The sequence below is a fragment of the Burkholderia sp. AU45251 genome (assembly GCF_030482905.1).
GTDB lineage: Bacteria > Pseudomonadota > Gammaproteobacteria > Burkholderiales > Burkholderiaceae > Burkholderia > Burkholderia aenigmatica.
The window spans coordinates 15,785-29,733 of the sequence record NZ_JAUJQH010000025.1 but is presented as its reverse complement, the minus strand read 5'-3'; the positions used below and the strand labels follow the sequence as shown (position 1 = coordinate 29,733).

The 13,949-nt window shown below is 67.0% G+C and carries 13 protein-coding genes; 7 read left to right on the top strand and 6 right to left on the bottom strand.

Features of this window, described 5'->3' with window-relative positions:
- The first annotated feature begins 58 nt into the window (after positions 1–58).
- On the top strand, positions 59–592 hold the full coding sequence (locus QZM67_RS32315) for a hypothetical protein (protein WP_301809567.1): 534 nt from the start codon (positions 59–61) through the stop codon (positions 590–592).
- 61 nt (positions 593–653) lie between these two features.
- On the opposite strand, the gene QZM67_RS32310 is transcribed toward QZM67_RS32315, so the two are convergent.
- From QZM67_RS32310 to QZM67_RS32300, 3 genes are all read right to left on the bottom strand, one after another.
- On the bottom strand, positions 654–1,811 hold the full coding sequence (locus QZM67_RS32310) for an iron-containing alcohol dehydrogenase (protein ID WP_301809565.1): 1,158 nt from the start codon (positions 1,809–1,811) through the stop codon (positions 654–656).
- A complete protein-coding gene (locus QZM67_RS32305) occupies positions 1,808–2,143 on the bottom strand; it encodes a putative quinol monooxygenase (protein ID WP_175025195.1) in 336 nt (111 codons plus the stop codon). The genes QZM67_RS32310 and QZM67_RS32305 overlap by 4 nt, the downstream gene beginning before the upstream one ends.
- Positions 2,144–2,417: 274 nt before the next feature.
- Positions 2,418–3,134: an SDR family oxidoreductase gene (locus QZM67_RS32300; protein WP_301809562.1), complete on the bottom strand. Its 717-nt coding sequence runs from the start codon at positions 3,132–3,134 to the stop codon at positions 2,418–2,420.
- Positions 3,135–3,267: 133 nt separating this feature from the next.
- On the opposite strand from QZM67_RS32300, the gene QZM67_RS32295 reads away from it, so the two are divergent.
- A complete protein-coding gene (locus QZM67_RS32295) occupies positions 3,268–4,245 on the top strand; it encodes a LysR family transcriptional regulator (protein ID WP_301809561.1) in 978 nt (325 codons plus the stop codon).
- 8 nt (positions 4,246–4,253) lie between these two features.
- On the opposite strand, the gene QZM67_RS32290 is transcribed toward QZM67_RS32295, so the two are convergent.
- Entirely contained in the window at positions 4,254–4,991 is a 738-nt protein-coding gene (locus QZM67_RS32290; RefSeq protein WP_301809560.1) for an SDR family oxidoreductase, read from the bottom strand.
- 103 nt (positions 4,992–5,094) lie between these two features.
- Here QZM67_RS32290 and QZM67_RS32285 point away from each other — a divergent pair, with 103 nt between their 5' ends.
- On the top strand, positions 5,095–6,051 hold the full coding sequence (locus QZM67_RS32285; protein WP_301809557.1) for a LysR family transcriptional regulator: 957 nt from the start codon (positions 5,095–5,097) through the stop codon (positions 6,049–6,051).
- 149 nt (positions 6,052–6,200) lie between these two features.
- The gene (locus QZM67_RS32280) at positions 6,201–7,589 is read left to right on the top strand and encodes a nucleobase:cation symporter-2 family protein (RefSeq protein WP_301809554.1); all 1,389 of its coding nucleotides are present in this window, start codon (positions 6,201–6,203) and stop codon (positions 7,587–7,589) included.
- A gap of 165 nt (positions 7,590–7,754) precedes the next feature.
- Here QZM67_RS32280 and QZM67_RS32275 read toward each other — a convergent pair whose 3' ends face one another.
- On the bottom strand, positions 7,755–8,543 hold the full coding sequence (locus tag QZM67_RS32275; protein ID WP_301809553.1) for an SDR family oxidoreductase: 789 nt from the start codon (positions 8,541–8,543) through the stop codon (positions 7,755–7,757).
- 249 nt (positions 8,544–8,792) lie between these two features.
- Here QZM67_RS32275 and QZM67_RS32270 point away from each other — a divergent pair, with 249 nt between their 5' ends.
- On the top strand, positions 8,793–9,218 hold the full coding sequence (locus QZM67_RS32270) for an NUDIX hydrolase (RefSeq protein WP_301809550.1): 426 nt from the start codon (positions 8,793–8,795) through the stop codon (positions 9,216–9,218).
- 76 nt (positions 9,219–9,294) lie between these two features.
- Here QZM67_RS32270 and QZM67_RS32265 read toward each other — a convergent pair whose 3' ends face one another.
- Positions 9,295–9,507: a hypothetical protein gene (locus QZM67_RS32265; RefSeq protein WP_175025188.1), complete on the bottom strand. Its 213-nt coding sequence runs from the start codon at positions 9,505–9,507 to the stop codon at positions 9,295–9,297.
- Between the two features lie 464 nt (positions 9,508–9,971).
- Here QZM67_RS32265 and QZM67_RS32260 point away from each other — a divergent pair, with 464 nt between their 5' ends.
- Together QZM67_RS32260 and QZM67_RS32255 are read left to right on the top strand one after the other, a co-directional pair.
- Positions 9,972–12,257 (top strand): hypothetical protein, encoded by a 2,286-nt coding sequence (locus tag QZM67_RS32260; RefSeq protein ID WP_301809546.1) that lies wholly within the window; start codon positions 9,972–9,974, stop codon positions 12,255–12,257.
- A 31-nt stretch (positions 12,258–12,288) separates the two neighbouring features.
- Entirely contained in the window at positions 12,289–13,944 is a 1,656-nt protein-coding gene (locus QZM67_RS32255) for a hypothetical protein (protein ID WP_301809545.1), read from the top strand.
- The last annotated feature ends 5 nt before the right edge of the window (positions 13,945–13,949 follow it).

Here is a 13,949-nt window from a genome sequence, read left to right as displayed (position 1 = left end):
GCATCGTGAATGCGCCGCCTCGCCGATCGCGCGGTCGGCGTGTATCATCGCCGCCATCATGCCGATCCGTTCGCTCCGTCCGCTGCTGACCGCCGCCGCCCTCTCCGTCTCCGTTGCGTCACATGCGCAGCAGGTCGGCGTCGTCGCGTTCGGTGTCTACTACACGCCGAACGCGCACCTGACGGCCGGCACATCGCTGCAGATCCTGCCGGACGACTACAAGGGTATCGCGCACTGCTGCGCCACGATTACCGGGCCGGCGAGCAAGCCGGCCAATCAGATATACGACAACCTGCACGACGACCGGAGCGAAGGCCGGACGATCGTCGCATATGCACTGTCGCTGCCGAAGTCCGTGCCGGCGGACGCGAGCGGCTTCGGCGTCGTCGGCACCGCTCGCTTCGTGCGTCAGGGTGCCCACCCGGAAGCCGTACTCGACGGCGGTCTGCCACTCGCGTTCTCGACCTGCACGTCGACGGAAGGCACGCATTATCTCGGACGCAAGGTCGGCAACGGCAAGTTGCTCGTACACCTGTATCAATACTTCGACGGCGACCTCGAGCCGACCTGCAAGGATCGCGACCTGAAGTAACGCGGTGCGGCATGCAAACGACAGCGTGCCGTCGCCTGCCTGCCGTCGACGCGCCGCCGCTTCACCACGCCTGCCGGTAAATCTCCAGCGCGTCGGCCTCCGTCACCTCGCGCGGATTGTTCACGAGCAGGCGCGTCTGCAGCATCGCGTCCGACGCCATCCTCGGCAGGTCGCCCTCCCCGATGCCGACCTCGCGCAGCGTGCGCGGAATGCCCGTCGCGACGATCAGCCGGTCGATCTCGGCGATCAGCGCGTGCGTGCGCGCTTCATCGCTGCCCGTCGCCGACGGCGCGACGATCGCCGCGAGCTCCGCATACAGCGGCGCGGCAGCCGGCGCGTTGAAACGCAGCACGTGCGGCAGCACGAGCGCATTCGACAGCCCGTGCGGCACGTGGAAGATCCCGCCGACCGGATAGGCCAGCGCATGCACGGCCGCGACCGGCGCATTCGCGAACGCCTGCCCCGCGAACATCGCGCCGACCAGCATCGCCTCGCGCGCGTCGCGGTTGCCACCGTCGTCGCACGCCGCGAGCAGGTTGCGCGACAGCAGCGTCAGCGCGTGCACGGCCAGCATGTCGGACACCGGGTTCTTCAGCCGCGCGGACGTGTACGCCTCGATCGCATGCACCATCGCGTCGATCCCCGTCGCTGCCGTGGCGGCGCGCGGCAGGCCGAGCGTCAGTTCGGCGTCGAGGATCGCGACGTCCGCGAACAGGTGCGGCGACACGACGCCCATCTTGCGCGCCTCGCCGACCGTGACGATCGACACGGCCGTGACTTCCGAGCCGGTGCCGGCCGTCGTCGGCATCTGCACGAGCGGCAGCCGCGCGCTCGTGACCTTGTCGACGCCGTACATGTCGGCCAGCGCCTGCTGCCCCGGCGCGAGCACCGCGATCAGCTTCGCGACGTCCATCGACGATCCGCCGCCCAGGCCGAGCACGATCTCGGCATCGGCCGCGACGGCCCGTTCGGTCGCCTCCAGCACCACGTGCTCGGGCGGATCGGCGATCACGTCGTCGATCACGGTGACTTGCCAGCCGTGCGCGGCGAGGCTCTCCAGCGCGGGCGCGAGCACGCCGCTGCGATGCAGGAACGCGTCGGTGACGACACACAGCCGCACGAGCGCCGGAAAACGTTCGCGCAACAACGCGCCGAGCCGGCGCGCGGCGCCGAATTCGACGACCTGTGTCGGAACGGTACGGAATTGAAACGGGTTCATCGGGTGCCTCCCGGTGGCGTCGCCGTGCCGGTGTCCGGCTGCACCATGTAGCGCGACACGTCGCGGCGATCGAGCAACGGAATGATCGCGCCGATCCCGATCCGCTGGAAATGCGGCGTTTCCCGATGCACGTCGAGGCCGTCCGCGTCGCGGTAGCGTTCGAGGATCACGATGTGGTCTGGGTCTTCCGGCGACCGGAAATACCCATAGTCGAGATTCTTCGGCTCGGCGCGCGTCGGCGGCGCGAGCTCGGCGAGCAATTCGATCACGCGGTCGCCGTTGCCGGGCTTCGCGTAGTAATGCGCGATGACCTGAAGGTAAGGTTCGTTCATGGTGCGCTCCGTGTTCGACTGGGGCCCGCCACGACGGGGACGCACGTCACGCGCGGCGAACCGGAGGGATCCGGACGCGACGGCGCAACGCCGTGTCGCTGGCTGGTCGTCGCATTGTATTGAATCGCCACGGCCTTCGCAGTGCCGACATCGGGCCACAAAAACGTGGAGAATCCCGTACCCCGTTCACCGCACCGCACCGCACGGCACGGCACGGCACGGCACGGCACGGCACGGCGGATCGTAATTGCCCGCTACCCGCGTGAGGCGCCGTTCACCACGGCACCGTCCGCCCCAGATAGTCGAGATATTCGAGCCCGGGCCGCACCCGCTTCGCGATCAGCACGTCGACCAGACTCGGCACGCTTTCCTCGATCGTCAGGCGCGCATCGGGCCCGCCCAGCTCCGTGCGGACCCAGCCGGGCGCCATCAGCGCCATCGCACGCCGCGTATCGGCCTGACGCGCCGCGAAGCTGCGCATGAACTGGTTCAGCGCGGCCTTGCTGCCGCGATAGACCTCGCGCATCCCGCTGACGTTGTTCGCGACGCTGCCCTGCCCCGACGACATCGCGCCGATCAGGCCGTCCGCGGTCACGAGATCCTGCAGCATCTCGATCACGCGCATCGGTGCCAGCGCATTCGTGATCATCACGCGCACGAACTCGTCGGTCGTCACTTCGCCGATCGTTTCGGTTGGCTCGTTCGTCGTTCCCGCATTCACGAACAGCATGTCGAAGCGCCGGCCCGACAGCCGCTCGCGCAGCGCGGCCAGTTGCACCGGCTCGCAGATGTCGAGCGTCTCGATGTCGAGCCGGCCGTCGAACCGGTCGGCGAGGTCGTGCAGCTTCGTGCGCCCCGATCCTGCGCGCACGGTGCCCGTTACGCGCCACCCCTTGTCAAGCAACACCTCCGCCATCGCGAGCCCGAGGCCGCGCGAGGCCGCGACGAGCAGGATCGCGGGCACATTTCCGTTCGATACAGTTGATTGCATGGTTTCCGCCTTTGCCGGGTTTCGTCATGCAGCCACTATAGGTGCGCATCACGACAGGCGCCAGACGCACCCGATTCAACTTATAGTTGCACCGAACGCCGTGTCAAATCGCACGGTGGCGTATCCTGTCGGCATGGAAGACATCGACCTGAATCTCGTCACGGCGCTCGACGTGCTGCTGTCGGAAGGCAGCGTGACCGGTGCCGCACGCCGGCTTGGCCTGAGCACGTCCGCGATGAGCCGCACGCTCACGCGGCTGCGGATCGCCACCGGCGATCCGTTGCTCGTGCGCGCCGGGCGCAAGCTCGTGCCGACGCCACACGCGGCCGCGTTGCGCGACCGCGTGCATGCCATCGCAAGCGATGCGCGTGCGGTGCTGCGGCCGGCGACGGCCGACGTGGACATCGCGACGCACGCATCCACGTTCACCCTCCGCGCGGCCGCATCGTTCATGGAAATGCTGTCCGGCCCGGTGGTCGCCGCACTCGGCGAAATCGCACCGCAGGTGCGCATCCGCTTCGTCCCGAAGCCCGACCGCGATCCGCAAGCGCTGCGCGACGGCACCGTCGACCTGGAAATCGGCAAGCGCGGCGACGATGCCCCCGAGCTGCACACGCGCATGCTGTTTCACGACTGGCACGTCGCGGTGGCGCGCGCCGGGCATCCGCTGTTCGCGTCGGGCAGGATCAAGCCCGCACGCTATGCGGCCTGCCGTCACGTGATCGCGTCGCAGCTCGGCGATTTCGGCGGGCCGGCCGACGACTCGACCGACAGGGCCCGCCCGGGCCACACCGTGCAGGTCGTCGTACCGGGCTACCCCGATGCGATGCGGGTCGCGGCCAGCACCGACCTGATCGCGCTGGTGCCGCGCTCGAGTCTCGGCAACGCGTTCTCGCCGGGGCTCACGGAGGCCCTCGGGCTGCGCAGCTTCGAGATCCCGGAGCACCTGCCCGAAATTCTCGTTTCCGCGCTGTGGCATCCGCGCATGCACGGCGACCCGGTACATCGCCGCCTGCGCGATGCGGTCATCGCCGTCTGCCAGCGCGCGTATCCGGATGGCCGCGCGCCGCGCCCACCGGTGCGCCGCACCGACACGCGCACCGCAAGCTGACGCGCGGCTCAGACCAGCCTGCCACCGCCGTCGATGTGCAGGATCTCGCCATTCATGAAGCCGTTGCCGAGCAGGAACGCAATCGCTTCCCCCACTTCATCGGCACGCCCCACACGGCCGCCGGGCAGCGCCGATGCCGCGCCCGCGAGGATCGTATCGCGCGCTTCCGTGCCGAACGCGTCATACAGCGGCGTTTCGACGAAGCCGGGCGCGACGACGTTCACGCGAATCGGCTTCAATTCGAGCGCGAGCGACTGCGCCAGCGCCTCGACGCCGCGCACGGCGGCGGCAATGACCGACGTGCCGTGTGCGGCCGGACGATCCGACAGTTGCCCGCCGGTCAGCACGATCGAGCCGGTGGCGGGCATCAGCGGCAACGCGGCCCGGATCGCGTAGACCGGCCCGGCGATCCGCTCCTGCAGCGCGGCGAGCAGGTGATCGGGATCGGTCTCGTTCAGCTTGCCGGCAATGAAGCGGCCGGCGGTAATGACCAGGTGATCGACGCGCGCGATCGTGTCGAACACGGCCTGCACCGCATGCCGGTCCGCGATGTCGGCCACTGCGATGCGCGCGCCGCCGATCGCTTGCGCGGCAGCCTCGAGCTTCGCGCGGGTCCGGCCGACCAGCGTGACGCTCGCGCCGTTCGCCTTCGCGGCCGCCGCCGCCTCGAGGCCGATTCCGGAGCTCCCGCCGAATACCACGACGTGTGCACCGTCCAGTGCAGAAGATTGCGTTGCCTCGTTCATGTCGACTCCTCATCAGGGGTTGAAGGTTCACGAACGTTAGGTCATTCCCTGTTGCGCAGGAACGTGGGAGACTTGAATAAGCTTCATGCCAAAAAGGAATGAAATGGATTCGCTGCGAGCCATGCGCGTGTTCGTCCGCGCGATCGAACTCGGCAATTTCTCCGCGGTCGCGCGCGAGGAAGGCACCGGCCAGCCGACGATCAGCAAGATCGTCGCCGCGTTCGAACAGGAACTGGGCGTTCGCCTGCTCGAACGCTCGACCACGAGCCTCGCGCCCACCGACGAAGGGCGCCGGTTCTACGATCGCTGCAAGCGCGTAATCGACGAATATGCGAGCGCGGTCGCCGAGGTGCGCGGGCAAACGGTGCGGCCGGTCGGCAAGCTGGTCGTCAACGTGCCGCTCGGGCTGGGCGAGCTGAGGCTGAACGCGCTCGTGCTCGAATTCCTCGCCGCGTGGCCGGAGATCGAGGTCGAGCTGCAATTGACCGACCGCGTGATCGACCTGGTCGAAGAAGGCGTCGATGTCGCCATTCGCCTCGGCCACCTGCTGCCGCCGGATGCCGTGGCGCGCCACATCGCGTCGTCGCCGCGCCTGCTGGTCGCCACGCCGGAGTACGTGTCGCAGGCGCCGAAGCTCCGCCGGCCGGAAGACCTGGCCAGGCACGAATATGTCGGCTACGCACGCGCGGACATCGGCAACGAACTGACCTTCGCCCGCGGCGACGAGCAGGTCGTCGTTCCAGTACACGGCCGGTATCGCGTGAACAGCTCGATGGCGCTGCGGGAGTGCTTCCTGGCGGGAAACGCGGTAGGCAGCGGGCCCGCGTGGCTCGTTCAGGACCTGATCGACAGCGGGCAGCTCGTGCGGTTGCTGCCGAAGTGGGACATGGTGCCGCCGCACGAACTGCATCTCGTGTACGCGTCGCGCCGCTATCTGCCGCTCCGGACCCGCACGTTCCTGCAGTTCATGGAGCGGCGGATTCCCGAACTGCCCGGGTTCCGTGCGACCACGGCCCCGACCACCACCCCGACCGCGCCCGCGTCGCGGCAGGCCCGCTGACGGACGGACGCCGCGTTCACGGCCGCCCGGGTGCCGATCCGCCACCGTTTCCCGATTCGTCGAATCCCCGCTATTGCAGCGCCCCTGACGGCGGCGGCGGGCCGTTCGGCTAAAATGCCGCACTTTCCACCTTGTCCGGCCCGCTCGCCATGCAACCCGCCTCCCCCGCCCAACCCGCCGCCCACGGCGCCGACGCCGCCGATTCGACCCGCGACCTCGTCTACGGCCCGAACGACCGGCCGGCGCCGATGGTCGCCTTCGTCGCCGCGCTGCAGCACCTGCTGGCGATCATCGTGCCGATCGTCACGCCCGGCCTGCTGATCTGCCAGGCGCTCGGCGTGTCCAGCCGGGATACGACCCTTATCGTGTCAATGTCGCTGGTCATTTCCGGCATCGCCACCTTCGTCCAGTGCAAGCGCTTCGGCCCGCTGGGCGCCGGCCTGCTGATCGTCCAGGGCACCAGCTTCAACTTCGTCGGCCCGCTGATCGCCGGCGGCAGCCTGATGGTCAAGCAAGGCACGCCGGTCGAAACCGTGATGGCCGCGATCTTCGGCGTCGTGATTGCCGGGTCGTTCGTCGAGATGGGCGTGTCGCGCATCCTGCCGTTCGTGAAGCGCCTGATCACGCCGCTCGTCACCGGCATCGTCGTGCTGCTGATCGGCCTCACGCTGATCAAGGTCGGCCTCATCAGCATGGGCGGCGGCTATGGCGCGATGGCCAAGGGCACGTTCGCGAGCGCGGAGAACCTGACGCTATCGGGCCTCGTGCTCGGCACGATCATCCTGCTGAACCGCGTGCCGATCGTGTGGGTGCGCAGCACCGCGCTGGTCATCGCGCTCGTCATCGGCTATCTCGCGGCCGCGTTCCTCGGCCGCCTCGACTTCACCGGCATGCACCAGGCCGCGCTGTTCCAGGTCCCGACGCCGCTGCACTTCGGCATCGGCTTCTCGTGGTCGCTGTTCGTGCCGATGCTGATCATCTACCTCGTCACGTCGCTCGAAGCGATCGGCGACGTCACAGCCACCAGCAAGATCTCGAACGAGCCGGTCGAAGGCCCGGTGTGGATGCAACGGATCAAGGGCGGCGTGCTCGTCAACGGCGCGAACTCGCTGCTGGCCGGCGTGTTCAATACGTTCCCGAGCTCCGTGTTCGCGCAGAACAACGGCGTGATCCAGATCACCGGCGTCGCGAGCCGCTACGTCGGCATCTGGATCGCGGGGATGCTCGTGGTGCTCGGCCTGTTCCCGGTCGTCGCCGGCGTGCTGCAGGCCGTGCCGGAGCCCGTGCTCGGCGGCGCGGCGATGGTGATGTTCGGCGCGGTGGCCGCATCGGGCATCAACATCCTCGCGGGCGTCCATCTCGATCGTCGCGCACTGCTGATCATCGCGGTGTCGCTCGCGCTCGGCCTCGGCGTGTCGCAGGTGCCGGACATCCTCAACAGCCTGCCGCACGCGCTGAAGAACGTGCTGGAATCGGGTGTGGCAACGGGCGGCATCTGCGCGCTCGTGATGAACTGGTTCCTGCCGGAAAAGAAGTAAGCGCATGAACCGCGCGACGCGCGGTGCGCCTGACGGGCCGCACCGCGTGTCGTGCCAGTCGGCACCCGCGGCTCCCGGTGCAGGCTGTGCGATCAACGCATCGCCAACCGGCCGATTCCGGCCACGCCACCCGTCGCACCGCTTGCGTGCCGCGCCGCATCATCCTCAAAACCGCTCGTCCGCTATCGCCGGCATCACCAGTTCCCGTACGAACGCGGCATCGGACAAATGCAGCAGCGTGCGCACGACAGCCACCACGTCGTGAACCGGCACCAGCCCGCCATCGCCGCGCGCCGCGGCCTCTTCGATCGGAACGGACAACGCATCGTCGGTATTGAGATTGCCGAGTTGCAGGCACGTGACGGCCAGCCGGCTCCCTCTGAATCCTTCGCGCAACGCATCGGCCACGCCGTTCAGCGCGAACTTCGACGCGCCGAACGCAACTTCCGGCCGCCCGCTTTGCCGAAGCGCGGACGTGGAACCGGTCAGGATGACTTGAGGCTTGCGTGATTGCAGCAAGCGCGGCACCAGGCGCTTGAGCAGCAGCAGCGTGGCCGTGATGTTGACGTTCACCAGATCGACGATCGCATCGTCCGACTCGCCCAGGAATGCGTAGCTGCCAGTGAAGGCTGACGCCTCCCAGATACCCACGTTGCAGATCAGCACATCGAACGCGGACGGCGCGGCCTGCGCAATGTGCGCGGCGGCTTCGGCAGGCGACGCCATGTCGGCCTCGATCCACCGAAGCTCGACACCCGGCGGCAACGTCACTGCGTCCGGACGCCTGCGCGATACGCCGATAACGGTGTCGCCAGCGCGGCAGACGCCTTCAACGAGCGCACGGCCCAGCCCTCTGCTGGCGCCGACAATCATGATCCTCATGGCGGGTTTCCCGATGGTTGCGCGACCCACGTTACCGGCGGCCGCGTTTGAGCGCGCCGTATCGGGCTCCATGCGAGGCTTGCTCGCAGAGAAAGCGCGTACGGACAGTCCGGCGATCGTAACGTCCCGCGGCGATGCGAAGCGGCATACCCCCACCCCTCGCAAGGGCGTCCGGCCCGGCCGGACCCTGCCATGTGTCCCGCACCCCACCCTGCACGTTCGACGTGTCTCCGGGCAATCGGCCGCGTGCCGTCGGCGCTCAAAGGTCAAACCCGGTCAGGCCGCCTTGGCCGATCGATTCGCGCTGGTTAGAATCAAGGCATGCCCCAAGCCCCTGCCCCCAACACCGCCCCCGAAACGAGCGCCGTCCCGGTCAAGGAACGCGCGACCATCGTCTGCTACCGCGGCGAACACGTCCTGCTCGTCGCCCGCGCGGCGTCGCGCTGGGCCCTTCCTGGCGGCACGATCAAGCGCGGGGAAACGCCGCTCGAAGCCGCACATCGCGAGTTGTGCGAAGAAACCGGCATGACCGGCCAGCCTCTCGCGTACTCGATGCAGTTCACCGGGCTCGCCAAGATCCATCACGTGTTCTTCGCGGAAGTCGCCCCGGACCAGACGCCGCAGGCGAACAACGAGATCGAGAAATGCAAGTGGTTTCCGATCGACAGCGTCGACGGATTGCGCGCCAGCATTCCGACGAAGCGAATCGTCGAACTCGTTTACCAACACGAAATTACCCAGTCGTAGCGCGCGACGGACGAGCGCACGCCTGAGCCGGCGGCCGGCTCAGGCGTATTTCGTGGATCGGCGGACGCGCGGGCGCTCAGTGCGCGCGCTTTCTGCGTAGTTCGCGTGTGGAATAGACGACGAGGAAGATGCCCAGCATCGCGGCGCCGGACGCCATGAAGTCGTTTGCGCCTCCCGAATGGCGCAGGGCTTCGGGGAAAATGCCGAGACTCAATCCGGCGACAGCAAGAAGCAATCCTGCCGCCACGCCCCAGATCGGTCCGGTGGTCTTGTCGGTTTTGTTTTTCATACAGCACCCGTCTACAGTCATTCCTTGGCCGGCATCGGGAAAAGGCTCCGCGCCTGCCGCCAGCACACCCACTATAGCCGGGAAATAATTCACGGCGCTTCAGGGCTTTTACCGATCAAGTTTTCCCGGCCGCGGCCGCCCGCCTCCGGCCCGCACGCCGCGCCGCGCCTGTCCGCCGATCGATTTCACGCCGCCGCCCCAGGCGTAATCGAGTGTAATTGAACCGCCCCTCCAAACTGCCTAATTTCCACCTGTACATTCGGCGCGCCGACGCAACCCGCTCGATCGCCCCGAAGGATCCGCGAGCTTGGCGCATCAACCCGGCACCTGTCCGGAACAGGGCAATTCAGAAAATCGGCACCTTAACCCGGCCTCCGATCCAAGGCGGGTATTCGCGCCACACCGCGCGCGCATCCCTGCCTGACTCGATATAACGCACCGCACGTTCTCAACCGGAGATGGAAATGATCAACATTCAGGATTCCCGAGTCATCAAGTACGACAACGACAAGAAGAGTGTCACTGTCTATCGCGATTTCAAGAACACCAATCTCTGGTATATCGTGCCGAAGCCCCAGCTGGCCACCCAGACCGTCGACGGCATCACGCTCCCCGCTTTCTCGCTGACCGAGTTCAGGACGAACAGCGGCTCGGCCGGCACGGTGACGTTCACGGCCGAGCTCGTGATCGACCAGGAGGCCTACCAGGCCGTGAAGAACGTCCTGGGCCAGGGCATCGAATTCGGCCAGTTCACGTGGAACGACGCCCAGGCTTTCCTGACGCTCACGCTCCCGTCCGGCCAGCCGGACACGCAGATCAACGTGACGCCGTCCAACTTCGGCAGCAACGCGGCGACGTTCATCATCGACCTGAAAACCGCCGCCGACGTCAAGACGATCCGCGACATCTTCGACACGGGCGTCGGCCTGTCGACCTGGTCGATCCAGTACGTCGCCACGACGCTGAGCCAGTTGCCGGCCGTCAAGGCCACCGTGACCTACGACTGCGCCATCGCCGCCAGCTACCAGAAGACGGTCCAGATCGACCGCAACGTCTGGGGCAGCGAGACCGGGCGGCGCACGACGATCCGCGAATACATGCAGAAGTCGGATTCCGGCAAGGTCAAACTCGATTGGTCGGTGCAGCCGTCGGACGAGTTCCGGCAACGCGTCCACGACTGGGCGTTCACGACGCTCGAGGGGCTGGTCCAGGCAGCCGCGGACGACGTCGCGCGCCGCCTCGGCGCGAGCGCGGCCGACGATTTCAGCATCAACTCCATCGGCTCGTTCACGCGCGTCTACGAGGAAAACGAGGTCATCGACTGGACGATCATGCCGCAGGGCTTCCTGCCGACCTTCGACAAGAATGTCTGGAGCCGGCTGGACAAGACGGTCGATAACCGCACGCTGGACGTGGCCGTGACGATGTCGGCCGACCTGAAGAGCGCGGGCATCAAGAAGGTCACCGTGACCATCGATTATCCGGGCAAGGGTCAGGCGGAATCCAACGCATTCACGGCCACCAGCGCCAATACGTGGTCCTACCATTCCAACGGCTTCTTCGACGCCGGCAAGAAATTCGTTTCGGAATACACGTACTGGTACCAGGTCGAGCCCGAAAGCGGCGATGGCTTCACGTCGCCGAAGCTCAAGAGCAGCAGCAACCAGCTTCAGATCTCCAACACCGACCTCGGCTACCAGCAAGCCGAGTTCATCTGCTCGAACATCGCGTTCGCGTCGGAAAACCCGAAGAACGAGGTCGACTTCGTGCTGATCGACTTCACGTACCTGCCGACCGCCGACGGCAAGCTGTACGTCGATCAACGCAAGGTCATCAAGAACCGCGAGGCCGTGCAATTCAGGAGCCACAGCTATCAGCCGAGTGGCGCGGCCTATACCTACACCGTCACCTACGTGCTGACGAACGGCAACATCATCGTCAACCAGCCGCAGTCGGCGTACCCGGTGGTGAACAGCAAGACCCAGACCGTCTACAGCATGATCAGCCCCGCCTACTTCACGGTCAACGTCACGAACGACACAATCCCGGGGGGCAGTATTGCGCGGCCGGCCATCACCGGCATCTCGCTGTCGACCGACTACACGGACCAGCCGGACAGCCCGGACCACCAGACGCACAACTTCACCAACTTGAAGATCGAAGAAACCTACACCAGCACCTGGACATATCAGAACGTCCAGCGAAACACCTCGACCGTTCAGGTCGACGGCACGGTCTATTACCGCGACCTGAACAACACGCGCAAAACCGTGACGGTCCGCAAGGTGCGTTACGGCAACCAGCCGGCATTCTCGTTGAACCTGTTCCCGGTCGAATTGCCCTTCACCGTGACCTTCGATCCGTCACTGGTCGACTGGAAGGCGTATGTCCAGGTCACGGTCGATGTGTACCGCACGTCGAAATACGGCAAGACCGACATCGATTCCCAGAAATTCAACCCCGTGACCCTCCCGAACGGCACCACAGTCTTCCCGTCGCCCTACTACTACACCTTCTCGCGCGAAGTCGATGCGACGACGGAATTCCACTACGCGTTGACCTACTTCGAAGTCGGGAGCGAACGCGGCATCCCCGGCCCGTCGGGCAATTACGACAGCAACATACTGACCCTGCCCCACGACGCGAAAGGCGGGACGAAGCCGGTCTACTCGGTACCGCTGCCGGCAAGCGACGTCATGACGCGCGACCTCGCCGAGACCGACGAGGCCGACGAGACCGACCTGGCCTGACCGCCATCCTGACCGACCGAGGCGCACGACCATGACGACCCTCACCTACACCGTCAAGCTGGCGACCGAATCCGGCTCCGCGTCACCTCCCGCCCCGCGGCGTGCGACGCTGCTGCTCGAGTTCAAGGATCCGGTCAACGACGCCTACCGGCAAACGACGCTCGTCCTCGACGCCGACACGCCACAGCGCACGTGGCAGGTCGACGTGACCGCGGCCGACACCGGGCAGGCGTTCTATTCCTCGGTGCTCGATTACGAGGCCAGCGAACAGGTCGTGCGCCCCCCGGTCGCCTTCACCGGCACCGAGGCCACCATCGGCGGACCGGTCGAGCCCGTCTCCTTCATGGCGCTGCTCGACACGCTCGACTGGAGCGCCGTCTCCTCGGTTCGGGTCACCGTCGGCGGGAAGTCCCACGCGTTCTCCCGCGAGCGGCCGTATGTGTGGTGCTTCGCGTTGCCCAGTCCCGGCATCGTCGAATGGACCGCCGACTACACGATGACGGACGGCGCCCGGCGATCCGGCACGGGCGTCGCCACGCAGGGCGTCGCCGTCATCCCCGCGCCGCCGGCCGAGGTCAGCTTCTCGATCGTCGCGGCCGATTTCGACGCGTTCGCGGTCGCCGCCGTCGCGCTGCGCGTGACCGGCTACGACGGCGTGGTCAGGACTGCCACACTCGGCAAGACGCAGCCGAGCGTGACGCTTTCGCTGCCATTCGCACCGCCGAAACAGGCGTGGTTCGTCTACGACTGGACGGTCACCTATACCGACGGCACGCCGGCGTGGACGGCGCCCGCCCGCTCGAGCGACGGCGCGCAATCGATCGTACTCGACGATGTCGGCCGCATCCTGCTGGCCAGCGACGAGATCGACTTCGACGTGGTCCAGACCGTGACGCTGTCCTGGCAGTACGACAGCAAACCCAAGACCGCAGAGCTGTCGCGCGTGCAGCGGTCGTTGTTGCTGCGCCCCGGCCAGGACTACGATCGTGCGCAGCCGCTGGTCGCCGGCCTGACCTATGCGCTGTCCAGCGGGTCGACGAATCTCGCGGGCGAGGCGGTGCCGCAGGGCCGCTTCGAGGTGCCCTATCCGCTCAGCACGCGGCTCGTGCGTGTCTTCGCGCCCGGCATGATGACCACGCCGCCGCTCTACAGCGCGATCACGCTCACGTCGGTCCAGACGCGGGAAGTCGGTTCCGGCTGGCAGCTCCAGACCACCTTGCTGCCGATCAGCCTCACCCCGAGCGCACCCACCTGGGAAACGCGTGTCGCCGCGGTCGACCCGGCGCGGGTCGCGCTATTTTTCTCGGGTATGGCAACGCCCGAGGGCGGCGGCAAGACGAAGCAGATCGTGCCAACCCGGTCGCCATTCGAGATGACGCCCGCGGGGCCGGAGATCAAGATCGCGACGGTCCAGGTGTCCGCCCAATCGGTCTCCTGGGGGCGCTACGTCCGCGTGGAAGCGACCTTGTGGACCGGCAGCGATGCGAAACGGGAGAACGAACAGACCATCGCCTTCGACCGCAACAGCGGCGATGCGTGGTGGGCCTACCTGCCGCCGTCGGGAACCTACGGCCCGACGTTCCGGTGGTCGGCGACCTACTATCCGGCCGACGGCACATCGCCGCTGCACAAGGCGCCGGCGGCCAGCGACAACCCGAATCTGTCGCTGCCGCCGACCGTATCCTGACCGCG